Origin of the sequence: Mesorhizobium sp. M0698 (assembly GCF_040320455.1) — a bacterium.
Classification (GTDB): Bacteria; Pseudomonadota; Alphaproteobacteria; order Rhizobiales; family Rhizobiaceae; genus Mesorhizobium.
Window position 1 is genome coordinate 65,522 of sequence record NZ_JAMYPQ010000017.1, and the last position, 21,622, is coordinate 87,143.

Consider the following 21,622-nt stretch of genomic DNA (forward strand, 5'->3'; position numbering starts at 1 on the left):
TTCCGTCAGTAGCCGTCGCAGTTTTCGGCGATCGCGGCTTGCGAACTGGCGGTGATCTGGTCGTTGGCGACCGCAAAGGTCTCCTGCATCAGCATGTCGTTGCTGGGAAAATCATAGCAGGCGATGACAGTGGTGACGCCGCCCTCCGTCTTCTCGATCCGGTGGCGGATTTCGGCCCCGGCGACGGCGCCCTGCCACTCGGCGATCGAGGCGATGAATTCCTGCTTGCTTTGCACGACGCCGAGGTCGTCGAGCTTGATGCGGACGTTGTCGGCAAGCAGGTCCGACAATTCGGTGCGGTCGGCGACGAGCAGTGCCGAATACCAGCGGTCTATGATCGCGCTATCGTCGGCACGGGCGACATTTGCCGAGCATAGCAGTGCCGCCGCCGCGAGCGCGAACCGAGCTCGCATCATGCCTCGTCTCCTACTCCGTCTCCGGCCGCTCGAAATCGCTGGTTTCCTTGTTCATCACCCAAAGCTCGCCGGTCGAAATATCGAACCAGGCACCGTGCAGCGATAGCCGCCCCTTGCCTTCGAGGATCGAAACACAAGGGAAGGTGCGCAGATTGGCAATGGAATAACGGATCGAGATGCGCTCCAGCGCCGTCTGGCGCTCGGTCGCCGTCATGAAGGTGCTGGACGATACGGTCTCGGCCGCAGGTGCGATCAGGCTCATCCATCTGCCGATGAAATCGCCCGGCGACAAGGGTGCGGCCGTGGTGTCGAGTGCCGCGCGGATGCCGCCGCAGCGGCCGTGGCCCATCACCACGATGTTCTTGACCTTGAGGCTCTGCACGGCAAATTCGAGCGCCGCCGATGTCGAGTGGAACTGATCGTCGGGCGCATAGGGCGGCACCAGATTGCCGACATTGCGCAGCACGAACAGCTCGCCGGGCCCGGCATCGAAGATCGCTTCGGGCGCGGCCCGCGAATCGCAGCAGGCGACGATCATCGTTTCCGGTGCCTGGCCCTCCCGCGCCAGCGAGCGATAACGGCCGCTTTCGGTGAGATAGCGGCCGCTCATGAAACTGCGGTAGCCGGTGAGAAGATGCTCGGGAAGATGGGGCATGGGCAGCGGTGGGAGCCTTTCCGGGTTGAAGGCAGCTCGGTTCAATCCCGAAAGGCTCTAGCGCATCGGCCCGAAAATCGGAACCGATTTTCGGAAGGCGAGGCGTGGTTTCAACGTGCCAGCCCGTACTTTGACACAGGTGAACGAACGCCGCCATTAATCGGGTTCAGAACCGCAGATTGGCGCCGGCACGCAGCAGAAGCCAGTAGAACAGGCCGGTCGCGCCAGCCGCCAGCAGCATCGCCAGGAAGAAGCCGCTGGGACTCTCGGCAAATGGCAGTCCGCCTGTGTTCATGCCGAAAATGCCGACGATCAGCGTGCCCGGCAAAAGCAGCGCGCTCATCACCGCCAGCGCCTTGAGGCTACGGTTCGATTCGTCGGCAAGCTCGGCGGCAAGCTCCTCCTGCAGCAGCCCTGCCCGGTCGTTGATCATGACGACCTCGCGGTCGAGCCGTTCAAGGCGCGCAGCAAGCCGGCGCAGAACTTCATGTGCGTCGGCGGAAAGGTTCCAGGCGGAACGGTCTTCACCCTGGAAAAGCGCTGCCAGGGCCGCGATCGGCCGATGCAGGGATACGGCAAGGCGGCGCACATCCTTCAGCTGCCGTCTTTCGTTGGCAAGCCGCTCGGTCACGAGATGATCCTCGACTGCATCGAGCCGCTTCGTCGCTGTAGCGAGCCGCAGGCTGGTGGTCTTGCAAAAAGCCATGACCAGCATTTCGAACAGCTCGAATGCCGTGGCCGGCCGCAGTCCCGCGGCAAGGGCAGTGTGCACTTCCTCCACCGCCGCCAGCGGATGCCGGCGGCCGGTGACCAGCAGCCGCTCGGAGACCGCAAAATGCAATCTGCCGATGGTCGTCGACTGATGGGCGATCTCGCCGTGCAAGTCGGCCGAAATGCCGTGGACGACGCCATTCTCATGCGCCAGCACTAGGCTGTCCTCATGTCCTTCGAGGATTGCATGAGCCGACGCCGGCAGCGCGCAGGCATGGCTGACCCAGGAATGGGCGCGCCGGTCGACAAGGTCGACATGCAGCCAGACCCAGCCGTCCGCTGAGGCGAGCGCGGCCTCTATGTCTCGGGGCGCCAGTGGTTCGGGAGCTTTGCCGGGAGCAGCATGATAGGCCCAGACCAGCCCGGGAGCATGATGCTGGTCGTCCGCGGCAAGCAATGTCAGATGCGATGCGTCATTCATGGCCGCCGCCGAAATAATGCACGTTCAGGCGATCAGGGCCGCGCCGGGGCCGGTGCCGCGACATTCTGGTCAAACCCTGCCCCCGCTCAGAACACCTGGCGGAAGATGACGAACAACACGAAGGCAAGACAGATCGAGACCGGAAGGGTCAGTATCCAGGCCATCAGCATGTTGCGCACCGTCGACCATTGCAGGCCAGAGCCGTTCGCCGCCATGGTGCCGGCAACGCCCGAGGACAGCACATGGGTGGTCGAGACCGGCAGGCCGAGATAGTCGGCCGATGCGATCGTCGCCATCGCGACAAGCTCGGCGGACGCACCCTGACCGTAGGTCAAATGGCTTTTGCCGATCTTCTCGCCGACGGTGACGACGATGCGCTTCCAGCCGACCATGGTGCCGAGGCCGAGCGCCAGCGCGATGGCGACCTTGACCCAGAGCGGGATGAACTTCGTCGCGTTGTCGACCGCCTTATGGTAGGTTGTCACCGCCTTCAGGTCGTCTGCCTCCATCGGCAGCAGCTTCTTCCTGTCGATCAGCTTCAGCGCATCACCGATAAGATAGATGTTGTTGCGGGCGTTGCTGACCAGAGTTGTCGGCAGCTTTTCCACGGACGGATAGGGCGACAACATGGCGCTGGTGTCGTGGATGAAGCTCCGCAGGGCAGGCGTGGTCTCGTCCTTCCAGGTCTTGGTGCGAACGGCGTCGCCGACCACGATTGCCGCATCGGTCACGGCGATGCCGGGCTTGACGTATTTGCCGAGTACCGTTTCGACCTGCGTCGCCGCCGATTTGTAAGCTTCGAGATAGTTCACGTCCGGTGTGCGGTTGAGCGCGAAGGCGGTCGGCACGACGCCGATCAGGATGAGCATGATGAGGCCCATGCCCTTTTGCCCGTCATGGAGCCGTGGGCAAAGCTGACGCCGGTGCAGGTGAAGATAAGCAACGCCCGGATCCACAGCGGCGGCGGCGCGCTCGACTTGGGCGCCTCGTAGAGCTCGCGGTTCCTGACCAGCAGCTTCATCACCAGAAGCAGCAGTGCAGCCAGGCCAAAACCGACCAGCGGCGAGATCAGGAGCGACAGGCCGACATTGGACGCCTGCGACCAGTCGACGCCGCTGGTGACGGAGCCGGCCGGGGCCATGAACTGGTTGGCGAGACCGACGCCGATGATCGAGCCGATCAGTGTGTGCGAGCTCGAGGCAGGCAGGCCGAGATACCAAGTTCCGAGATTCCACATGATCGCCGCAACCAGCAGCGCGAAGACCATGGCCAGTCCGGAGCTCGATCCGACCTGAAGGATCAGCTCGACCGGCAGCAGCGATATGATGCCGAAGGCGACCGCTCCGCTGGCGGTGAGCACGCCCAGAAAGTTGAAGAAGCCGGACCACATCACTGCAAGCTCGGCCGGCATGGAATGCGTGTAGATCACCGTTGCCACCGCATTGGCAGTGTCGTGAAAACCGTTGACGAATTCGAAGCCGAGCGCGATCAGCAGCGCCAGCCCAAGCAGGATCCACGGCACCGCGACGGTGCTGGTCAGGTCCTGGCTGAGCGCGTAGCCGACATAGGCAAGGCCGCCCAGAATGATGACGGCAAAGGCCGGCAGAAACCATTTACCGGTGCCGTTTGGCCGGTCAAGCGGATGCTCCGGCCTTGGAATTCCTGCCTCGCTTGAAACAATATCGACCATACCCCACTCCTCCTGCGTTGCAGCAAAGAATGGGAGGACGCTATGTCGGCACGATGAAGCCTGTGTGACGGCGGGCACTTTGGGTTGACGCAACGGGCGATCGACGCGACCGAGGCAATTGAACCCGGCCGGCGTAGACTATTCCGCGATCTCCAGCAGGGTCGATATCAGCAGCCGGCGCTCTTCGGCGGAGAGAATGTCCGAATCGAACAGGTTCATGCTGCGAAGCCCTTCGATGGCGAGATAGCAGACCAGCAGCGCCTTGAGGTTCGGCGTTTCCTGCTTCAGCCGCTCGAACAGCTGCCGCCTGAACGATTTTATCGGCGTCAGGAAATCGGGATCCTCGGCAATCGCCGAAAATATCCAGGACGCCGACGGTTTCGATTCCTCGGCATGCTCGGCCGACAGCTTGATATAAGTTGCAAGCGGGCTTTCGCCGTTGATGCCGGCCGTGCGGGCGGACTGCAGTGCCTGCTCGAAGGCGCGCAGATAATCCTCCACCAGCGCCTGCATCAATTTCGCCTTGGTCGGGAAATTGTAGAGAAGACCACCCTTCGACACGCCGGCACGGCTGGCGACCGCATCCAGCGACAGGCTGCCAGGGCCTGTCTCGCGCGCCACGGCGGCGGCGGCGGCGAGAATTTTTTCGCGCGAATTTGCTCTGCGGACCTTCATCAAGCGTTCCCCATTCATTAGCTTAGGCGGAATTGACAAGACCGTCCAGACGGTACAGTAAGATCGCCGTCATTTGAAATTGGGACCAGTCACAGGTATGTGTTCCGGTCATCCGACTGTTATGCTGGGCCATGGCCGAGGGACTGTTCGTGATCAAGCGCTTCATCATCGCCTTCATTCTGCTCGTGCTGGTGTGCGGCGGCATCGTCGGCTTCAACCTGTTTCGCGACAATGCGATCAAACAGTTCTTCGCCACCATGAAGCCGCCGGCCGCGACCGTGTCGACGGTCATCGTCAAACCGATGTCGTGGACGCCCGGCATCGAGGCGATCGGCACTGTCAGTGCCGTACGCGGCGTCGACCTGACGGTCGAAACTGCTGGCATCGTCAAGGACATCCTGTTCCATGCCAATCAGAAGGTCGCCGCCAACGCCGTGCTGCTGCAGCTCGACGATGAAGTCGAGCGAGCCGACCTCGTGGCATCGAAGGCGCAAGCCACATCCGACCAGACGACGCTGATGCGCGCTCTTGAGCTGCAGAAGCGCGGGGTCGGCACCGACGCTACGCTCGACACGGCGCAGGCAGCAGCATCGGTCTCCGCAGCGCAGGTAAACAAGCTGCAAGCGGTGCTCGACCAAAAGCAGTTGACGGCCCCTTTCAAGGGTACCGTCGGTATTCCGAAAATCGACCTTGGCCAGTATCTCACACCCGGCACCGCTGTGGTGACCTTGCAGGACATGGATACGATGCGTGTCGATTTCACCGTGCCGGAGCAGCAGCTTCCGCAGCTGAAGATCGGACAGACGGTGCGGTTGGGCGTCGGCGGCGGCGACATGCCGTTCACCGGCAGCATCCGCGGCATCGATCCGAAGATCGACCCGACCAGCCGGCTGGTGACGGTGAGAGCGGAGGTCGGCAATCCCGAAGGCAAGCTGACGCCCGGTCAGTTCGTCCAGGTGCGCGTCGAACTGCCCGAGGAGAACGACGTGCTGGCGCTGCCGCAGACGGCGCTGACTTCCAGCCTGTACGGCGACTTCGTCTTCGTGGTGCGCCCGGCCAAATCCGCCGAAGCCAACGGCGCGGCGCCCGAGGCAAAGCCGGAAGACAAGCCGGCTGCAGATGCTGCCAAGCCCGCAGCCGAAGCACCCGCGGCAAAACCCGACGAAAAGTCGGCTGCTACCCCAGCCAAACCGGCAGCGGAAGAACAGAAGCCGCAGCTCGTGCTAGCCCAGGTGTTCGTCAAGCCAGGCCGCCGCAACGCCGGCCTGGTCGAGATTCTGGAGGGCATCGCGCCCGGCGACGAAGTCGTTACCGCCGGCCAGAACCGGCTCTCCAACGGCATGTCCGTTGCCGTCGACAACACGATCGATCCGAGCAAGCCAGGGAACCAGCAGGCAGCCCAGCAATGAGCTTTTCCGACCTCTTCATCCGCCGCCCGGTCCTTTCGACCGTGCTTGCCTGCATGATCCTGCTTCTGGGTTTCCAAGGCATCTTCAACCTTTCGATCCGGCAGTATCCAGAGGTTGAAGAAACGGCCATCACCATCACCACTGCCTATCCCGGCGCCAGCGCCGACCTGATCCAGGGGTTCATTTCCGCGCCGATCGCGCGTGCCGTCGCGTCGACCGAAAACATCGATTATGTGACATCGGCGAGCCGGCCGTCATCCAGCACCGTGACAGTGCAGATGAAGCTCGGCTCCGACCCCGACGTCGCGCTGAACGAAGTCTTGTCGAAGGTGCAGAGCGTTCGCGGCGATCTGCCGGACGAAACCAAGGACCCGGTGATCGTCAAGGGCACCGGCCAGCAGTTCGCGATGATGTACATCTCGATGCAGAACCCGAACATGACGCCGGAACAGCTCACCGAATATATCGAGCGCGTCGTGCGGCCGCGTATCTCGACGGTCGAAGGCGTCGCCGACGTGCAGATCTTCGGTGCAGCCGAATATTCGATGCGGGTCTGGATCGACCCGATCAAACTGGCGGCGCGCGGCGTGACGGCGGCGGAAGTGCTGGCCGCCATCAACGAATCGAATTTCCTTTCCGCGCCCGGCGACACCGAAAACGAATATGTGGTTTCTTCGATCACCGTTCGCTCGACGCTGCAGACGCCGGAGGCTTTCGCCGCCCTTCCACTCCGGTCGAAGGACGGCAATGTGGTGAGACTGCGCGACGTGGCCCGCGTCGAACTCGCCGCGGCGAACACCGACACCAGGGTCAGCTTCAACGGCAAGCCCGGCATCTTTCTCGCTATCTTTCCGACGCCGGCCGCCAATCCGCTGACCACCGCGGCGGCAATCCACAAGATTGTGCCGACCATCCAGGAGACGCTGCCGCTCGGCATGACGATGGAGATCGTCTACGACTCAACCGAGCAGATCAGCGCGTCGATCGAGGAGGTATTCAAGACCATCGGCGAGGCGGTCGCCATCGTCATCGTCGTCATCCTGCTCTTCCTCGGCTCGTTCCGCTCGGTGCTGATGCCGATCGTGACCATTCCGCTGTCGCTGATTGGCGTCTGTTTCCTGCTGTTTTCAGTGGGCTATTCGATCAATCTTTTGTCGTTGCTGGCCATGGTGCTGGCGATCGGACTTGTCGTCGACGATGCCATCGTGGTGGTGGAAAACATCCACCGCCACATGGAGGAAGACGGCTTGTCGCCGATGCAGGCGGCGTTCAACGGCATGCGCGAGATCTCGTCCGCCGTCGTCGCCATGACGATAACATTGGCCGCCGTGTTCGCGCCGCTGGCCTTCACCGGCGGCCTGACAGGCGCACTGTTTCGCGAATTCGCGGTGACGCTTGCCGGCTCGGTGGTGCTTTCGGGTGTCGTCGCCCTCACCATCACACCGATGATGTCGGCACGTATCCTGAGGTCCGGCTCGCACAGCCGCTTCCAGCGCATTGTCGACAATACGTTCGGGCGCGTCGAACACATCTATGAGCGGCTCGTCACCGGTTCGTTGAACTATCGCCCGGTGACGCTGATGATCGTCCTCGCGCTGGTCGCCACGACCGGTTTCATGTTCACCAAGACCTCGAGCGAACTGGCGCCGGAAGAGGACCAGGGTTTCCTGCTTTCGCTGGTGACCGCGCCACGGTACGCGACGTCGGACTATACCGAAACCTACGTCAATCAGATACTCGGCCTGGTCAAGGATCTGCCTGAGACGCGGGCACAGTTCTCCGCGGTCGCCTTCGGTGGTGGCCAGACAAACAGCGCTTTCGTCGGCTTTGCGTTCAAGGACTGGGCTGACCGCACGCGCAACTCGAAGGAAATCCAGCAAGACATTACGGGCCGCCTGAGCAAGGTGGCGGGCGTCGAAGCTTTCGTCTTCGCGCCGCCGACGCTGCCCGGCTCCGGCGGCGGCCTGCCGATAACGATGGTCGTGCGCTCGACCGGCGACGCCTCGCAGGTGTACGAGGCGGCCGAAGACATCAAGAACAAGGCGCAGGCCTCCGGCCGCTTCATCGTCGTGCAGAATTCGATGACCTTCGACGCGCCGCAAGTGACAGTGACGATCGACCGCGATCGCGCCGCCGCGCTCAACCTGCCGATAGCCGACATCGGCCGGACGCTGACGCTCCTGGTCGGTGGCGCCGAAGTGGCGCAATTCGACCGCGAATCCAATAGCTACGACATCATTCCGCAGGTGCCGCAGCAATTCCGCGACAATCCCGAAAAACTGGGCGAGTATTTCGTGCGCAGCGTATCGGGCGAGATGGTGCCGCTCTCGGCGGTGGTGAAGATCTCGACCAACGCGTCGCCGGCCGCCATCGAGCAGTTCAACCAGCTCAACTCGGCGACGATCTCTGCCTTGCCGCGGCCCGGCATCACCACCGGGGATGGGCTACAGGCGATCGAGGACATTGCCAAGCAGAGCCTGCCCGACACCTTCTTCATCGACTATACCGGTCAATCGCGGCAGGAGAAGGAACAGGGCTACACGATCATCATCGCCTTCGCGGCGGCGGTGCTCGTCATCTATCTGGTGCTGGCGGCGCAATTCGAAAGTTTCCGCGATCCGCTGATCATCATGATGGCGGTGCCGCTGTCCATCTTCGGCGCGATCGTGCCGCTTAATGTCGGGCTCGGCACGCTCAACATCTACACGCAGGTCGGCTTGATCACGCTGATCGGCCTGATCACCAAGCACGGCATCCTTCTGGTCGAGTTCGCCAACCAGCAGCGTGAAATGCACGGCATGCGGCGGCGCGATGCGATCATCGCCTCGGCCAGGGTGCGGCTGCGGCCGATCCTGATGACGACGGCGGCGATGGCGCTCGGCGTGGTGCCGCTGATCATCTCCAGCGGCGCTGGTGCCGCGGCACGCTATTCGATGGGCCTGGTGATCTTCACCGGCATCCTGGTCGGAACCATGTTCACGCTGTTCGTGGTGCCGATGTTCTACACCTTTATCGCCAGCAAGGACCTGCCGCATCACGCCGAAAAGCCGGATCCGAAGCTGATGCCGGTAATGCCGGATTAGACTGCGCTAATTTCCGGCCCTTTCCTGGGAGCGACGAGAAGCATCGCTCATTTAACGATGACGATGCTGGTGTTGGCCGGGCCGAAGACCTCGACGAGCTGGTAGAAATCGGCGGCGTTGTCCGGATGCAGACGCACGCAGCCATGCGAGGCCGGCTGGCCGAGGCGCTTGATGGCGCTTGTCGCATGTACGGCGTAGCCGCCGCTGAAGAACACCGAATGCGGCATCGGGGCGTTGTCGTATTTCTTCGAGTACCACATTTCATGCATGCGGGTCGGCTTGAACGAACCGGTCGGCGTGACGTGCGTCCTGTCGCCGGTCGAGACCTTCCAGGCGAATGTCGGCCGGCCGTCGACCAGGATTTCCATGGTCTGCTGTGACAGTGATACACGCGCGACGATCTTGTTGGCGGCGGCGTGGGCTGCGCTGTTGCCGGCACTGACAAGCAAGGCAGTACCGGTGATCACGGCGGCAGCGATGTTGATGAGCTTGGCGGAAATGGCAGTGTACATGATGTCTCCCCTATTCTGCCGGTCGGGGCCGGCTCAATTCGATGACCGGCTTATCGGGGCGTCATGTTTCCAGCCGATTTCGCTACGTGCTCGTTTGTGTTTCGATTCTGTTTCCCCTGGTTAACAGAAAAGGTCCGTGCAAAGCAGCTTGCAGTTGCACGACGTCGTCATGACGGTGGCGTGTTTGCCTAGGCGGATCGGCCAAACCGCGGCGCGAATACGCGATTGCCTTTCGTTTGATAGGAATTCACCTGACTCCGAAACCGAGCTGCAACAAAGCGCAGCCTCGGCGGCATGATCCGGATACAGCGAACAGGGTAAGTTGACCTAACGAAAACAGCGGTCAACGAACGATCGGAAGCCAACACTGTTTTCGCTACGGTCTGGATTGGTCTGGACAGTTTCCAGCCTGCGCGTCGACCTGCTCAAGCCCCTCTGGCGGGGGCGGCTTAGGGCCGTTGAGGATGCGCGGCGCCTCCGGCAACTTGCAGCCGAGAGGACCGAAGGCCCGCGCCGCAACGGGGGGCTCCGCTGGCGGCGCGGGCGCTTCGGGGGTTCCCCTGAAGTGCCCGTAAATTCCAATTTTGAGGAACGAACAGGATGAAAACGAAATTCGCCGCTTCCATGCTTTCCGCGCTGCTTTACGTGCAGGGGCTGCTCGGCATTGCCGGCCTCGCCACCGTCCTGCTGAAGGAACGTGCCCATGCCGGCGAGGTCAGCACGAACAGTGACATGCTGTCCGGCCCGTCGCTTCTCGTGGTGCGCTGAAGAGCATCGGACCCCAAAGTGGAACGGTTTTGGGAAAATCGATGCTCAAGACAAAAGGGTGGCCGTCCTGCCTTCAATCGGTGAATTGCGTGGGCGGATCGAACCGGTAGCCCGCACCCCGTATGGTGGTGATGGTTTCGGTATCGAGCTTGCGACGCAGCCGCACGATGCGCGAATCGATCGACCGATCGAAGGCTTCGGCATTTTCGGCGGGCGCGGCGGCGATGATGTCGTCCCGCGTCAGCACCTTGCGCGGGCTGGCCAGGAACAGCCTGAGCAGCGCCACCTGCCCGGGGGACAGCTGTTCTTCCGTGCCCGAGCGGTGCATGACGATGGCCGATCGGAGATCGACGGTCGCGTTCTCCAGCACGATCAGTTCCCCGGCGCTCCTGCCGCGCCGAGCCAGAAGGCCGCCTACGCGAGCGGCAAGCTCCCTGACATTGAGCGGGCTTTCGACGACGTCGGCGGCGCCGAGTTCGAGCGCCAAAACCTTGTCGACCAGATCGGCCGGGCGGCAGATCAGGATGAAATCCGGTCCACCTTCGCCGCCATGTCGCCTGAGCAGGTCGCGCCCCTCTGCCTGGCTGACGCTGTCGCCGACAACCACGACATCGATACCCTTTTCCGAAAGCAGCGATTCGGCCTCCCACGGCTGTCGCGCCGCGCGGACGTCATGACCGCGCCGCTCGAGATGATCGGCGAGATCGGTCGCAATTACTTCAGCGACGGAAACAAGCGCGATAACGGATCGTGCAGCCATGTTTTTCTACTCCGCATACGGCAACCCAAGAAGAGTGCTGGACATCATGTTTATACCCAATCTACTTTCCGCTGAAAGCGGGAGCGAAAGCATCGTGCGGGCACGAATTGTCATTGTCGAGGACGAGCCCGACCTGAGGGATGCGGTCGCCGAGTATCTCGGCGCCAGCGGCTATGATGTGGCCACGGCCGAAAGTGCGGCGGCGGCGCGCGACCTTTTGGAAACCCAGTCCTTCCATCTGGCCATTCTCGACATCGCCATGCCGGGCGAGGACGGCCTGTCGCTCGGCCGCTGGATGCGGTCGAAAATGCCGATCGGCATCATCTATGCGACGGCGGCCGGTACCGCGCTGGACCGCATCGTCGGACTGGAGCTCGGCGCTGACGACTACATCGTCAAGCCTTACGAATTGCGCGAAGTGCTGGCCAGGGTGCGCAGCGTGCTGCGCCGCGTTCCGGAGCCGACCGAGCCACAAAAGGCCAAGGCTGAAACATCCGGCGGCCGCCGGTCCGTGAGCTTCGGACCCTTTCACGCCGATCTCGACGGCAGGCTCGTCACCGGCGCCAACGGCGCGGTCATCGACATGGCCAAGAGCGAGTTCGACGTGCTGGAGGTGTTCCTGACGCGCGCCAACCGGCTGTTGACGCGGGCGGCGATCTCCGAGGCGATCGGTTTCGTCGAGGACCCGGAGTCGTCCCGCGCCGTCGACATCCGCATCATGCGGCTGAGAAAGAAGATCGAGGCGGATCCGGCCAATCCGAAATTCCTGCGCACGGTGCGCGGCGAAGGCTATATCTTCTCGCTGCCAGTCGGGGAAAACAACTAAGGCCCGGCGGCTTGAGCAAGCCACGGCCAGGAAATGACGGCTGACCATGACGGCTGAAACAACACGCGCGGACATGCAGGGCGCCAGGCAGGGCGCGGCGATGGCGGCCGTGCATGTGGTTCGCCGGCTGCGCGAAGCCGGCGACTGGCAACGCGAAATGGAGGGTATTCTCCAGACGCTTTGCGAAGCCATGGATTGTCACCGCGGCATCCTGTTTCGCCTGCGCGAACTGCCCGGCCAGGGCTTCGCCCAGTCGGTCGCCGCTTATTGGATCGCTCCCCGGTTTGGCGGCGAACTGGCGTCACCGACCGTCATCATGCAGTCGGTCGTCGATTCGGACCCATTGCTGGAACGGCTGGCGGAGGACGAGCGTCAAGGCAAGATCTTCGCCGGGCACACACGCGATCTCGAAGGCTTTCTGCGGACCGATTTCGAAAAGCAGAACATCAAGTCATTCCTGTCGGTGTCGGTCTTTTCGCACGGCAATTTGTGGGGCACGCTGGCGGTCAACGACTGCATCCACGAACGCGAATGGACCGACCAGGAAGAGGCGGCGCTGCACATGGTGGCACTCGCCATCGGCGATGCCATCGAACGGTCGCCCTCCGACGCGCATGCCAGCGACGTCATTCGCCGCACCATGCTGCAGGCCTCTCTCGACGCCATCATCGTCATCGACGAGACCGGCTCGATCATCGAATTCAATCCGGCCGCCGAAAAGATGTTCGGCTATCGGCGCAGCGATATCCTCGGCAAGGACCTGCTCGACACGGTCGTGCCGGAATATTACCGCAAGGGCTATGCGTCCGGCGCCGAATACATGTCGGGCCGCGGCGCGCCGATGGTCGGCCAGCGGCTCGAAACGGTCACCCAGAACGCCGCCGGCGAGGTTTTTCCGATCGAGCTGACGGCAACCGAGATGCGGGTCGCCGATCGCCAGCTGATCTTCGGCTCTATCCGCGACCTGCGCGACAGATTGCGCGCCGAGGAGGAAATCAACCGCCAGCGCGAAAAACTGCACCAGAACGAGAAGATGGCGGCAATGGGCTCGCTGCTTGCCGGCGTTTCGCACGAGCTCAACAATCCGCTGGCCGTGGTTGTCGCCCAGTCGACGCTGCTGCACGAATTCGCCGCCGATCCGCAGACCAAGGTGCGCGCCGAAAAGGTGCGTGCCGCTGCCGAGCGCTGCGGCCGTATCGTCAAGAGCTTCCTGTCGATGGTCCGCCTGCACCCGGCCGCACAGGCCGAAACCGACCTCAACCAGGTGATCCGCGCCGCACTCGAAGTGACCGCCTATGGCGCACGGTCGAGCGGCATCATCATCGACACCGATTTCGCCAGCGGCCCGCTGCTGGCCATGGCAGATGCCGACCACGTGACGCAGGTGGCCGCCAACTTCCTCATCAACAGCCAGCACGCCTTGGCCGGCGTTGCCGGCGACCGTCGGATCAAGGTCCGGACGTTTCGCAGCGACCGCGGCAATCCCGGATTCTCGGTCGAGGACAACGGGCCAGGCGTGCCGGAAGCGATACGCTCACGCATATTCGAATCCTATTTCACCACCAAGCCGGTCGGTGTCGGTACCGGCATCGGCCTGTCGATCTCGAAATCGATCATCGAGCGGCACAATGGCAATATCTGGTTCGAGGAGGTTTCGCCGAGAGGTGTGCGTTTTGTCGTGCAGCTGCCGGCGATCGCTGCCGGCGCGGCCGCCGCCGGCGAAGCTCCGTCGCGGTCGAGCGGCTTGCGTCACGCGCTGATCATAGACGATGAGCCGGATGTCGCCGCGTCGCTGTCCGATATTCTGGAGCTGATGGGCATCAAGTCGCGGGTCGTGCCGGCCTGGGTCTCGGCCGCCGCGACGCTGAGCGGCCATGTGCCGCCGGACATCGTGTTTTCCGATTTGCGCATGCCCGGCACCAGCGGCATAGCCGCCTATCGCGAGCTACTCGCCGAAATGCCGGGTGTGGCGCGGCGCTTCGTGCTTGTCACCGGCGATCTGATCGGCGCGAAAGGCGAGATCGAAGCGCTGCCGGCGCAGCAGCGACCGCCGATCCTCGAAAAACCGTTCAGCACGCTGGATGTGCGCGGCGTGCTCTCGGCCATTGCCGAGCAGGCCGCTCTGGGCGGCTAGACTCCGCGATCTCGCCCCGGAAGAAAAAGGCTCCCGGCCGACATTGCGGCGGGAGCCTGACTGGAGTGCTGGAGGGCGCTCGCAAAAAAATCAAAAAACGTTCGGCGTATCAGCCAGCGGGGCGGCATTGGCGATCATGCGGACCGGTCGTGCCTTGCCCGACTGGGCAGCGATGACGCGTAGGCATTCCAGGCTCTCGGCGCCCCAGGCCTGCCCCTTGCAGGCAAAATCGATCTCCGGCATCGGCAGGCGCGCCGTCTTGGTGGTGGTCGTCGCGCCATCGATGAGGTTGGCCGGCGGGTTCAGTGAGGCGAAGGCCGGACCGACCGTCGGCGTCAACGCCATGCCGGCAAATGCGGCAGCCGCCAGCAGCATGAACATCGCCATTGGATGATCACTGGCGCGCTGGCGCAGCGCCAGCTTCGGGCGCCGGTCGTTACGCTGGGGACCCTGCTGGCGAAGGTCGGTATCGGTGATCTGGATTTTCGTACGCATCGTCGTTTCCTTCGGTCTTCTTCTTTTCTCTGTTGAAACGAACCTAATCGTACCTTGTAACCGGCCAACGATGATGAATTAACGATTGTGTAACCGGCATGAAACCAAGCCCGCAGCCATTCCTGGGCAAACCGATCAGGCGTAGCTGGCAGCACCGGTGGCATTCTCGTTTTCCGCTACCCACGGCACCAGATCCACGTCGCTTTTCCAGGCCCACAGAGCGTCGGGCGCTCAACACGTGTAAGGGGATTAACGTCTGGAATTCCCGGGATTTTCCCGGCTTCGATCATTCGGACTGGGCTCTCGAATCCCGCTCGATTTCCCGTAAAGAATTCGCCCCAGTTTCCCAAGCCATTGCATTTCAACGGAAAATATGCTTTTATTGAACGAGCATTCAATAAATAAAGAGCCTTTTATGAACCCGCATCTGCGTGACGTGGCAATCCCCAACGATTGGGATCGGCGGGGGCTGCCGGGCTGGAGCTATCATTCCGACGCCTTGCTCGAACTCGAGAAAGAGCACGTCTTCCGCAACCATTGGCAGATCGCCGGCCATGTCTGCGACGTGCCGAACGCCGGCGACTATCTGACGATGGATGTGGTCGGCGAGCGGGCGCTGATCGTGCGCGGCAAGGATGGCGTTGTGCGCGCCTTCAACAATATGTGCCGCCACCGCGGCAGTCGCGTCGTTGCCGACAGCCAGGGCACTTGCAAGAATGCGCTGGTCTGCCCCTTTCATGGCTGGGTCTACAATCTCGACGGCACGCTGCGCGGTGCTGCCCGCCCCCGTTCCTTCCCCGACCTCGACAAGACCGAATTCGGCCTGATGCCGCTCGAGCTCGAAATCTGGATGGGCTTCATCTTCATCCGTTTCCGCAAGGGTGGGCCGCAGCCATCGGTGGCCGAGCTGTTGAAGCCGATCGAAGCCGAGATTGCCCATTACGGCGTCGCCGAGATGGTGCCGTCCTGGGGCATCTGGACCCAAAAGACGCCGGTCAACTGGAAATCGGTGCGCGATGTCGACAATGAAGGCTACCACGTCGCCATGGCGCATCCGGCGCTGCAGGACCTTTACGGTGCGACCTATTTCGACGAGCCGTTCGTCAACGGCGTGTCGCGCTCGTTCGCCACCTACAATCCGTATGCCGGACGGCGCTGGAGCGTCGCGCAATACATCAAGCTCGCACCCGAGGCGAAGCACCTGCCGGAACACCTGCGCAAGGCCTGGATCTACTACGGCATCTTCCCGAACAACGCGCTGTCGATCATGCCGGAATCGGTGCAGTTCTATCAGGAATTTCCGCTGTCGACGGGTGAGACGCTGCTGCGCGGCGCCATCTACCGCTATAGCGACGAGACCAGGCGACAGGCGGCAGCCCGCTACCTATCCTACCGCATCGACCGCGACACGTTGGCCGAGGACGTACAGCTTTCGATATGGTCCAACGAATCCATGCTGTCCGAAGCCTTCGGAGGTTTTTACCTCTCCGATCTCGAATATGGCGTGCGCACCCACCACGACCATTTGCGCAAGCAAGTTCCCGTGCTCGGATTGGAGACCGCGCCCGAGGAGAAGGATATGTGGGCACTCAACGAGGCGCTCAGATCACGCTCCTGACGCATGCCGCCCAAAATGTTGGCCCTGGTCCTCAGGCCCAGATGGCGACGGGAATGCCGAAACGATCGGCGAGGGGCGGATCCGGAAACGGCATTGCCTCGCCTTTGACGATGCGGCCGGCAACCAGCATCATCGCAGCGGCATCGAGGAAATCGTCGGCGGCCGCGCCGCGCGGCGGCGTCTGGTCGAGAAAATCCTCGCTATAGCCATGCCGGGCAAGCAGCGCCTTGCGTTCGGCCATGCCGGCCGGATTGATGTTGCCCCTGATCTTCTTTGGCAGGCGCATCGCCCGGTCGCCGTTCAGTTTGCAGAAGGCAACTTCCGGATGCGATTCGAACACGCGGCTGCGTAGTTCGGGGCGCGCGATCAGCAGCGAATCGATCTCACGGATCTTGGCGAAGATGCCGAAGGCCTGGATCGAGACACCGCGCGGCGGATCTGAGGTCGTCTTGGCTACCTCACTTGCCTTGCGATGTGCGGCGTACCAGGCGTCGACCGTGGTGAAGGCTTCGATCTCCGCGTAGAGCGCGGCGCGGGAGGGGATGGCAAAGACACTGGACTGCCGGGCCCCAAGCAGCGGCCGCACCAGCGCCTCCGGGCCGCGACCGCCTCTTTGGGAGAAATCGGGCAGGCCGATTGGCATATCGACCGCTACCAACGAGTCGGCGGGCAGTCGGTCGAGCAACGCCGCGAAGCTTGGGAAAACGGCTGTCGACGGTGCCGCACCGGGATCGCGGCGGACGGCTATCCAGCCGGCCTTGCAACCGTCGACGCCGACAAGCACAACACCCCAGGGCATAACATCGTCGGGCGCAGCATCCTTGGGCGCATCATCCTGGGGCACGGCGTCTTCGGCCTGCTTCACGCCCGGCGGTCCCGTTCCGGATGCAGGAGATGGCGAAGCTGCACCATCGCCATCGGGTGCGACAGGCTCTGGGCATCGGTCTCGAGCTGCAACTCGTCGCCGCCGCGCTTGGCGGTCCGCGCCAGGATCTCGTAGACCGCCGCCGTGGTCGATTGCAGCGCCTTGGCGGCTGGCTGGCCGGACAGGATCCGCGCCAGGTAGACGGCCGCCGTTAGGTCGCCGAGCCCATTCGGCGGCTTGTCGATGAGCCGGTGTTCGGCAAGCAGTGCCTCTCTGCCGGCGAGCAGTAAATTGCCGGTGCCGCCGGCCATCGTCGCCGGCGCCGATGTGACCAGCATAGCCGGTGGGCCGGCCTGCAGGGCCGCAGCCATTGCCGATTTCAGGTCGGGCAGCGGCGCTCCGGCCATCCATTCCAGCTCGTAGCGGTTGGGCGTGGCGATATCGGCGATCGGCATCAGCCGGTCGCGCATGGCGATTGCGGTCGGCTCAGGTACGTAGAGCCCGCCCGAATCGCCCATCACCGGATCGCAGATATAGAGGGCGTCCGGCGTCTTCGCCTTCACTGCGCCGACCAGCGAAGCGACGGCTTCGGCCTGGCCAGCCTCGCCGAGATAGCCGGACAGCACGGCGCCGACCTCGCCCAGCCACGGCGCGCGCTCAAGGTCGGCCATCAGCGCCTTGAACTGGTCCAGCGGCGGCACGATGCGGGTGGCCCGGCCATGGCCCGGATGCCAGGGCAGGATGACGGTCGGTACCGCCCAAACCGGAAAGCCGAGCGTCTCCAGCGCAAAGACAGCGGCACGGTTGCCGACCGAGCCACGGGCGACATGGCTGGAGACGACGATGACCGCGCGCGGCGCCTCGGTTTTTTCGGCACTCATTGATTTTCCTAACTACCCCTGGTGACGAAAAGCACGAGCCAGATCAACAGGCCGATGGCAATAAGCAAGCCCGCTGCCCGACCGATGCGGGTGCCCCAATATTCGATCGGGTCCGACCGGTCGGCATCGGCCGCGGTGACGTGGTCGCGCGCGCCTTTAGTGGTTCGTGCAAGGAACGAGGTGCCCCCCGGGTCGGTCTCGCGCGCCACCCGTTCGATGATGCGGCGCGATTCCGCGTCGCTGTCGTGGCGTTTCGCCATGGTGATGTCCCGTTTTATGCCGAGCTTAACCCGTTCGCCTCGTCTGTCACAGGGCCCGACGGCGAATGGCAGAAACCAGTAACACTTCTCGGCCGAAGTCATTTTCTTACGCAAGGATTGTGCTAATGCTTCGCCTGCCAATGCTATCGAGGGGACTTATCATGCTTGCCCAGCGCCTTTCTTCGCCGCCAATCTTTCGTAATCTAGCTGCGTTCCTGGTCATGGCCGTCATGCTGCCGCTGCTTGCCGGCTGCGGCTACAACACCATTCCGACGGCTGAGGAAAACGCCAAAGCCGCATGGAGCGAGGTGTTGAATCAATACCAGCGCCGCGCCGATCTCATCCCCAATCTGGTCAACACGGTCAAGGGCTACGCCGCGCACGAGAAGGACACGCTCGATGCCGTGGTCGAAGCGCGCGCCAAGGCGACGCAGGTGACCGTGACGCCGGAAACGCTGAACAATCCGGAAGCCTTCAAGAAATTCCAGGACAGCCAGGCCGGCCTGACCAGCGCGCTGTCGCGCCTGCTGGCGGTGGTGGAGAACTATCCCGATCTCAAGGCCAACCAGAACTTTCTGGCGCTGCAAGCACAACTCGAAGGCACCGAGAACCGGATCACGGTCGCCCGCCGCGACTATATCCAGGCAGTGAGAGAGTACAATCTGACGCTGAGGACCTTCCCGTCGGTGATCTGGGCGACCTTTTGGTTCCGCGGCAACCAGCCGTTTGCGAATTTCACCATCGAGGAGGATAAGATGCAGCCGCCGAAGGTCGATTTCGGCACCAACACCACGCAAGGCGGGTGAAGAACAGCCGGTGAGCGTGGTCCCTATTGGCCTTGCACTCCGTAGCGCCCCCCTCTGCCCTACCGGGCATCTCCCCCTCAAGGGGGGAGATTGGCAGCTTTGGCCTCACCGCCCATCCTGCAACGTTGGAGATTGGCGAAAACAGCCGTGACAGCCGATCTCCCCCCTCGAGGGGGAGATGTCCGGCAGGACAGAGGGGGGCGCGACAGAACGCCTGCCTGGCCTTCCTGCTCGTCTTCCAAAGCCTTCTCCTCCTCCTCCCTGTCATCGCCTTCGCCGCCGACCTGCCAACCCTCACCGGACGGGTCGTCGACAATGCCGGCATCATCGATGCCGCGACCGAGGCGGCGCTGACGCAGAAGCTTGCCGAGTTCGAGACCAAAGGGTCCGACCAGATCGTCGTCGCGACCATCCCCAGCCTCGACGGCGAGGAGATCGAGCCTTACGCCAACCGGCTGTTCCGCGCCTGGAAACTGGGCCAGGCGAAGGAGAACAACGGCGTCCTGCTTCTGGTGGCGCCGAACGACCGCAAGATGCGCATCGAGGTCGGCTATGGGCTGGAAGGCACGCTGACCGACCTGCACACCAAGCTGATTATCGAAAACGACATGGTGCCGGCCTTCCGTGCCGGCGATTTCTCAGGCGGCATCAGCAAGGCCGTCGACGACATGATCATGGTGCTGGAAGGCAATCCCGAAGAACTGGAGGCGCGCGGCGAACGCAACCAGCAGCCGCCGTTCAACAGCGACGATCTGTTCTTCACGATCTTCATAGCCATCTGGGCAATCATCTTTTTCGGCGGCCTCGCAGCCTCCATCCTGCCGCCGATCTTCGGCCAGAAGATCGGTCCCGGCCGCTATCGCTGGCTGGGCATGACCTTCGAGCCAAACCGGCGGTCGTCCGGCGGCTGGTCGGGAGGTTCCGGCGGGGGATGGTCGTCGGGTTCAAGCGGTGGCGGGTTTTCCGGCGGCGGCGGTTCGTCCGGCGGCGGCGGCTCCTCGGGAAGTTGGTGACGAGATGACAAGACACGCCATCAGCCCGGTGAAATCCGGCCGTTTCATCAAAATGATCGGCACCGCGCTGTTGGCCATGGCGGTGCTGCTGGTCGGCTTCGCGGCCTTCGCCGCCGCACTGCCGGTGCTGACCGGACGGGTCGTTGACAATGCCGGCATCATCGATGCCGCGACCGAGGCGGCGCTGACGCAGAAGCTTGCCGAGTTCGAGACCAAAGGGTCCGACCAGATCGTCGTCGCGACCATCCCCAGCCTCGACGGCGAGGAGATCGAGCCTTACGCCAACCGGCTGTTCCGCGCCTGGAGACTCGGCCAGGCGAAGGAGAACAACGGCGTCCTGCTTCTGGTGGCGCCGAACGACCGCAAGATGCGCATCGAAGTCGGCTATGGGCTGGAAGGCACGCTGACCGACCTGCACACCAAGCTGATCATCGAAAACGACATGGTGCCGGCCTTCCGTGCCGGCGATTTCTCAGGCGGCATCAGCAAGGCCGTCGACGACATGATCATGGTGCTGGAAGGCAATCCCGAAGAACTGGAGGCGCGCGGCAAGCGCAACCCGGCGAATGACAATCCTGTCGATCCCATCTTCATGCTGTTCATTGTCCTGTGGGCGACGATGTTCTTCGGCGGCTTGGCAATGGCGTTCCTGCCGCCGATCTTCGGCACGAAACTGTCGCCGGGCGTGTACAAGTGGCTGGGCATGACGTTTCGCTACGGCCGTGGGCCAGCTTCGTCATCCTCCGGTGGCGGTGGCTGGACGTCTGGGACCTCGTCCGGCAGTGGCTGGTCGTCTGGAAGTTCCGGCAGCGGTTGGTCGTCTGGAAGTTCCGGCGGCGGGTTTTCAGGCGGTGGCGGTTCGTCCGGCGGCGGCGGTTCTTCAGGAAGCTGGTGAGACATCAATCATGGCAACACCACCGATCAGCCCCGAGGATCATGAGCGCATCGCCGATGCGATCCGCGCTGCCGAATCAAAGACCGACGGCGAGATCTACTGCGTCGTGGCGCATGCCAGCGACGGCTATTTCTTTCCGGCCGCTTTCATGGCGATGCTCGGCATGCTCGTCGTCAGCCTCGGCGTCGGTTATGGGCTGGAAGCCTGGTGGCTGTCGATCCGCTTGCCGCATTTCGTCATCGCCGAGCTTCTGGCGCTTGCCAGTGTGCTCATCCTGTTGTGGGCATTGCCGGCATTGCGCATCCATTTGGTGCCGAGGCGGCTGCGCTACCAGGCCGCCCACGCCAATGCGATGAAGCAGTTCCTCGCCCGCAACGTCCACCGCACCACGGCGCGCACTGGCGTGCTGGTGTTCGTCTCGATTGCCGAGCGCTACGCCGAGGTGGTCGCCGACAGCGGGATCGATTCTCGTGTCGGCCAGCATGTCTGGGACGGTGTCGTCCGCGACCTTACGGCGCATGCCGGCGACGATCGGCTTGCCGAGGGGTTCGTCAAGGCGATCCAAGCAGTCGGTGCGGTACTGGCCGAGCATTTTCCGGTCTCGACCGGCGACAGCAACGAACTGGACGACCATCTGGTCGAGATTTGATCTCGCCAAAAGCGGTTTCG

General features: G+C 63.1%; 20 protein-coding genes and 1 pseudogene. 10 read left to right on the forward strand and 11 right to left on the reverse strand.

All coding sequences use genetic code 11. From position 1 onward, the window contains the following. Positions 1 to 5: 5 nt before the first annotated feature. The 5 genes and pseudogenes from NKI16_RS26285 to NKI16_RS26305 all read right to left on the reverse strand — a co-directional run bounded on the left by NKI16_RS26285 (position 6) and on the right by NKI16_RS26305 (position 4,628). Positions 6 to 413, reverse strand: coding sequence for a nuclear transport factor 2 family protein (locus NKI16_RS26285; protein WP_198023581.1), 408 nt, complete (start codon positions 411 to 413; stop codon positions 6 to 8). Between the two features lie 13 nt (positions 414 to 426). Continuing rightward, positions 427 to 1,071 carry a carbonic anhydrase gene (locus NKI16_RS26290; protein ID WP_352923880.1) on the reverse strand — a complete coding sequence of 215 codons (645 nt, stop codon included), beginning with the start codon at positions 1,069 to 1,071 and terminating at the stop codon, positions 427 to 429. 166 nt (positions 1,072 to 1,237) lie between these two features. Beyond that, positions 1,238 to 2,263, reverse strand: coding sequence for a transporter (locus NKI16_RS26295; protein ID WP_023678155.1), 1,026 nt, complete (start codon positions 2,261 to 2,263; stop codon positions 1,238 to 1,240). Positions 2,264 to 2,349: 86 nt separating this feature from the next. Continuing rightward, positions 2,350 to 3,953, reverse strand: a pseudogene (locus NKI16_RS26300) (inorganic phosphate transporter). 138 nt (positions 3,954 to 4,091) lie between these two features. Further along, positions 4,092 to 4,628, reverse strand: coding sequence for a TetR/AcrR family transcriptional regulator (locus NKI16_RS26305; RefSeq protein ID WP_023678154.1), 537 nt, complete (start codon positions 4,626 to 4,628; stop codon positions 4,092 to 4,094). A 131-nt stretch (positions 4,629 to 4,759) separates the two neighbouring features. Between NKI16_RS26305 and NKI16_RS26310 the strand changes: the two genes are divergently transcribed. Continuing rightward, on the forward strand, positions 4,760 to 6,037 hold the full coding sequence (locus tag NKI16_RS26310; RefSeq protein WP_031212073.1) for an efflux RND transporter periplasmic adaptor subunit: 1,278 nt from the start codon (positions 4,760 to 4,762) through the stop codon (positions 6,035 to 6,037). Then, entirely contained in the window at positions 6,034 to 9,120 is a 3,087-nt protein-coding gene (locus NKI16_RS26315; RefSeq protein ID WP_023678152.1) for an efflux RND transporter permease subunit, read from the forward strand. Before NKI16_RS26310 ends, NKI16_RS26315 begins: the two co-directional genes overlap by 4 nt. 47 nt (positions 9,121 to 9,167) lie before the next feature. Here NKI16_RS26315 and NKI16_RS26320 read toward each other — a convergent pair whose 3' ends face one another. Continuing rightward, positions 9,168 to 9,632 carry a L,D-transpeptidase gene (locus NKI16_RS26320; protein ID WP_023678151.1) on the reverse strand — a complete coding sequence of 155 codons (465 nt, stop codon included), beginning with the start codon at positions 9,630 to 9,632 and terminating at the stop codon, positions 9,168 to 9,170. Positions 9,633 to 10,232: 600 nt separating this feature from the next. Between NKI16_RS26320 and NKI16_RS26325 the strand changes: the two genes are divergently transcribed. Continuing rightward, positions 10,233 to 10,400: a hypothetical protein gene (locus tag NKI16_RS26325; protein ID WP_023678150.1), complete on the forward strand. Its 168-nt coding sequence runs from the start codon at positions 10,233 to 10,235 to the stop codon at positions 10,398 to 10,400. Positions 10,401 to 10,473: 73 nt separating this feature from the next. Here NKI16_RS26325 and NKI16_RS26330 read toward each other — a convergent pair whose 3' ends face one another. Then, on the reverse strand, positions 10,474 to 11,160 hold the full coding sequence (locus NKI16_RS26330; protein WP_023678149.1) for a response regulator transcription factor: 687 nt from the start codon (positions 11,158 to 11,160) through the stop codon (positions 10,474 to 10,476). A 46-nt stretch (positions 11,161 to 11,206) separates the two neighbouring features. Between NKI16_RS26330 and NKI16_RS26335 the strand changes: the two genes are divergently transcribed. Further along, entirely contained in the window at positions 11,207 to 11,986 is a 780-nt protein-coding gene (locus NKI16_RS26335; RefSeq protein ID WP_198023578.1) for a response regulator, read from the forward strand. 46 nt (positions 11,987 to 12,032) lie between these two features. Then, a complete protein-coding gene (locus tag NKI16_RS26340; RefSeq protein ID WP_352623023.1) occupies positions 12,033 to 14,120 on the forward strand; it encodes a PAS domain S-box protein in 2,088 nt (695 codons plus the stop codon). A 90-nt stretch (positions 14,121 to 14,210) separates the two neighbouring features. Here NKI16_RS26340 and NKI16_RS26345 read toward each other — a convergent pair whose 3' ends face one another. Continuing rightward, positions 14,211 to 14,615 (reverse strand): hypothetical protein, encoded by a 405-nt coding sequence (locus NKI16_RS26345; protein ID WP_352623024.1) that lies wholly within the window; start codon positions 14,613 to 14,615, stop codon positions 14,211 to 14,213. Between the two features lie 415 nt (positions 14,616 to 15,030). Between NKI16_RS26345 and NKI16_RS26350 the strand changes: the two genes are divergently transcribed. Then, entirely contained in the window at positions 15,031 to 16,233 is a 1,203-nt protein-coding gene (locus tag NKI16_RS26350) for an aromatic ring-hydroxylating oxygenase subunit alpha (RefSeq protein ID WP_352594103.1), read from the forward strand. 31 nt (positions 16,234 to 16,264) lie between these two features. Here NKI16_RS26350 and NKI16_RS26355 read toward each other — a convergent pair whose 3' ends face one another. The 3 genes from NKI16_RS26355 to NKI16_RS26365 form a co-directional block, all read right to left on the reverse strand. After that, positions 16,265 to 17,032: a DUF429 domain-containing protein gene (locus NKI16_RS26355; RefSeq protein WP_352623036.1), complete on the reverse strand. Its 768-nt coding sequence runs from the start codon at positions 17,030 to 17,032 to the stop codon at positions 16,265 to 16,267. Between the two features lie 62 nt (positions 17,033 to 17,094). Continuing rightward, on the reverse strand, positions 17,095 to 17,979 hold the full coding sequence (gene pdxY, locus NKI16_RS26360; RefSeq protein WP_352623025.1) for a pyridoxal kinase PdxY: 885 nt from the start codon (positions 17,977 to 17,979) through the stop codon (positions 17,095 to 17,097). 8 nt (positions 17,980 to 17,987) lie between these two features. Further along, positions 17,988 to 18,239 carry a hypothetical protein gene (locus NKI16_RS26365; RefSeq protein ID WP_023678142.1) on the reverse strand — a complete coding sequence of 84 codons (252 nt, stop codon included), beginning with the start codon at positions 18,237 to 18,239 and terminating at the stop codon, positions 17,988 to 17,990. A gap of 161 nt (positions 18,240 to 18,400) precedes the next feature. Here NKI16_RS26365 and NKI16_RS26370 point away from each other — a divergent pair, with 161 nt between their 5' ends. The 4 genes from NKI16_RS26370 to NKI16_RS26385 all read left to right on the forward strand — a co-directional run bounded on the left by NKI16_RS26370 (position 18,401) and on the right by NKI16_RS26385 (position 21,602). Then, on the forward strand, positions 18,401 to 19,045 hold the full coding sequence (locus NKI16_RS26370; RefSeq protein ID WP_023678141.1) for a LemA family protein: 645 nt from the start codon (positions 18,401 to 18,403) through the stop codon (positions 19,043 to 19,045). Between the two features lie 218 nt (positions 19,046 to 19,263). Next, positions 19,264 to 20,058 carry a TPM domain-containing protein gene (locus NKI16_RS26375; RefSeq protein WP_352574927.1) on the forward strand — a complete coding sequence of 265 codons (795 nt, stop codon included), beginning with the start codon at positions 19,264 to 19,266 and terminating at the stop codon, positions 20,056 to 20,058. A gap of 52 nt (positions 20,059 to 20,110) precedes the next feature. After that, positions 20,111 to 20,953: a TPM domain-containing protein gene (locus tag NKI16_RS26380; RefSeq protein ID WP_352782355.1), complete on the forward strand. Its 843-nt coding sequence runs from the start codon at positions 20,111 to 20,113 to the stop codon at positions 20,951 to 20,953. A 10-nt stretch (positions 20,954 to 20,963) separates the two neighbouring features. Then, entirely contained in the window at positions 20,964 to 21,602 is a 639-nt protein-coding gene (locus NKI16_RS26385; RefSeq protein WP_352623026.1) for a TPM domain-containing protein, read from the forward strand. Positions 21,603 to 21,622: the final 20 nt, after the last annotated feature.

What these genes read in the sequence shown, in the direction of transcription:
- NKI16_RS26315 (WP_023678152.1), top strand. Translation starts at nt 6,034, where the DNA reads ATGAGCTTTTCCGACCTCTTCATCCGCCGCCCGGTCCTTTCGACCGTG.
- NKI16_RS26370 (WP_023678141.1), top strand. Translation starts at nt 18,401, where the DNA reads ATGCTTGCCCAGCGCCTTTCTTCGCCGCCAATCTTTCGTAATCTAGCT.
- NKI16_RS26340 (WP_352623023.1), top strand. Translation starts at nt 12,033, where the DNA reads ATGACGGCTGAAACAACACGCGCGGACATGCAGGGCGCCAGGCAGGGC.
- NKI16_RS26295 (WP_023678155.1), bottom strand. Translation starts at nt 2,263, where the DNA reads ATGAATGACGCATCGCATCTGACATTGCTTGCCGCGGACGACCAGCAT.
- NKI16_RS26385 (WP_352623026.1), top strand. Translation starts at nt 20,964, where the DNA reads ATGGCAACACCACCGATCAGCCCCGAGGATCATGAGCGCATCGCCGAT.
- pdxY (WP_352623025.1), bottom strand. Translation starts at nt 17,979, where the DNA reads ATGAGTGCCGAAAAAACCGAGGCGCCGCGCGCGGTCATCGTCGTCTCC.
- NKI16_RS26320 (WP_023678151.1), bottom strand. Translation starts at nt 9,632, where the DNA reads ATGTACACTGCCATTTCCGCCAAGCTCATCAACATCGCTGCCGCCGTG.
- NKI16_RS26335 (WP_198023578.1), top strand. Translation starts at nt 11,207, where the DNA reads ATGTTTATACCCAATCTACTTTCCGCTGAAAGCGGGAGCGAAAGCATC.
- NKI16_RS26380 (WP_352782355.1), top strand. Translation starts at nt 20,111, where the DNA reads ATGATCGGCACCGCGCTGTTGGCCATGGCGGTGCTGCTGGTCGGCTTC.
- NKI16_RS26350 (WP_352594103.1), top strand. Translation starts at nt 15,031, where the DNA reads ATGAACCCGCATCTGCGTGACGTGGCAATCCCCAACGATTGGGATCGG.
- NKI16_RS26285 (WP_198023581.1), bottom strand. Translation starts at nt 413, where the DNA reads ATGCGAGCTCGGTTCGCGCTCGCGGCGGCGGCACTGCTATGCTCGGCA.
- NKI16_RS26330 (WP_023678149.1), bottom strand. Translation starts at nt 11,160, where the DNA reads ATGGCTGCACGATCCGTTATCGCGCTTGTTTCCGTCGCTGAAGTAATT.
- NKI16_RS26345 (WP_352623024.1), bottom strand. Translation starts at nt 14,615, where the DNA reads ATGCGTACGAAAATCCAGATCACCGATACCGACCTTCGCCAGCAGGGT.
- NKI16_RS26365 (WP_023678142.1), bottom strand. Translation starts at nt 18,239, where the DNA reads ATGGCGAAACGCCACGACAGCGACGCGGAATCGCGCCGCATCATCGAA.
- NKI16_RS26325 (WP_023678150.1), top strand. Translation starts at nt 10,233, where the DNA reads ATGAAAACGAAATTCGCCGCTTCCATGCTTTCCGCGCTGCTTTACGTG.
- NKI16_RS26355 (WP_352623036.1), bottom strand. Translation starts at nt 17,032, where the DNA reads ATGCCCTGGGGTGTTGTGCTTGTCGGCGTCGACGGTTGCAAGGCCGGC.
- NKI16_RS26290 (WP_352923880.1), bottom strand. Translation starts at nt 1,071, where the DNA reads ATGCCCCATCTTCCCGAGCATCTTCTCACCGGCTACCGCAGTTTCATG.
- NKI16_RS26310 (WP_031212073.1), top strand. Translation starts at nt 4,760, where the DNA reads ATGGCCGAGGGACTGTTCGTGATCAAGCGCTTCATCATCGCCTTCATT.
- NKI16_RS26305 (WP_023678154.1), bottom strand. Translation starts at nt 4,628, where the DNA reads ATGAAGGTCCGCAGAGCAAATTCGCGCGAAAAAATTCTCGCCGCCGCC.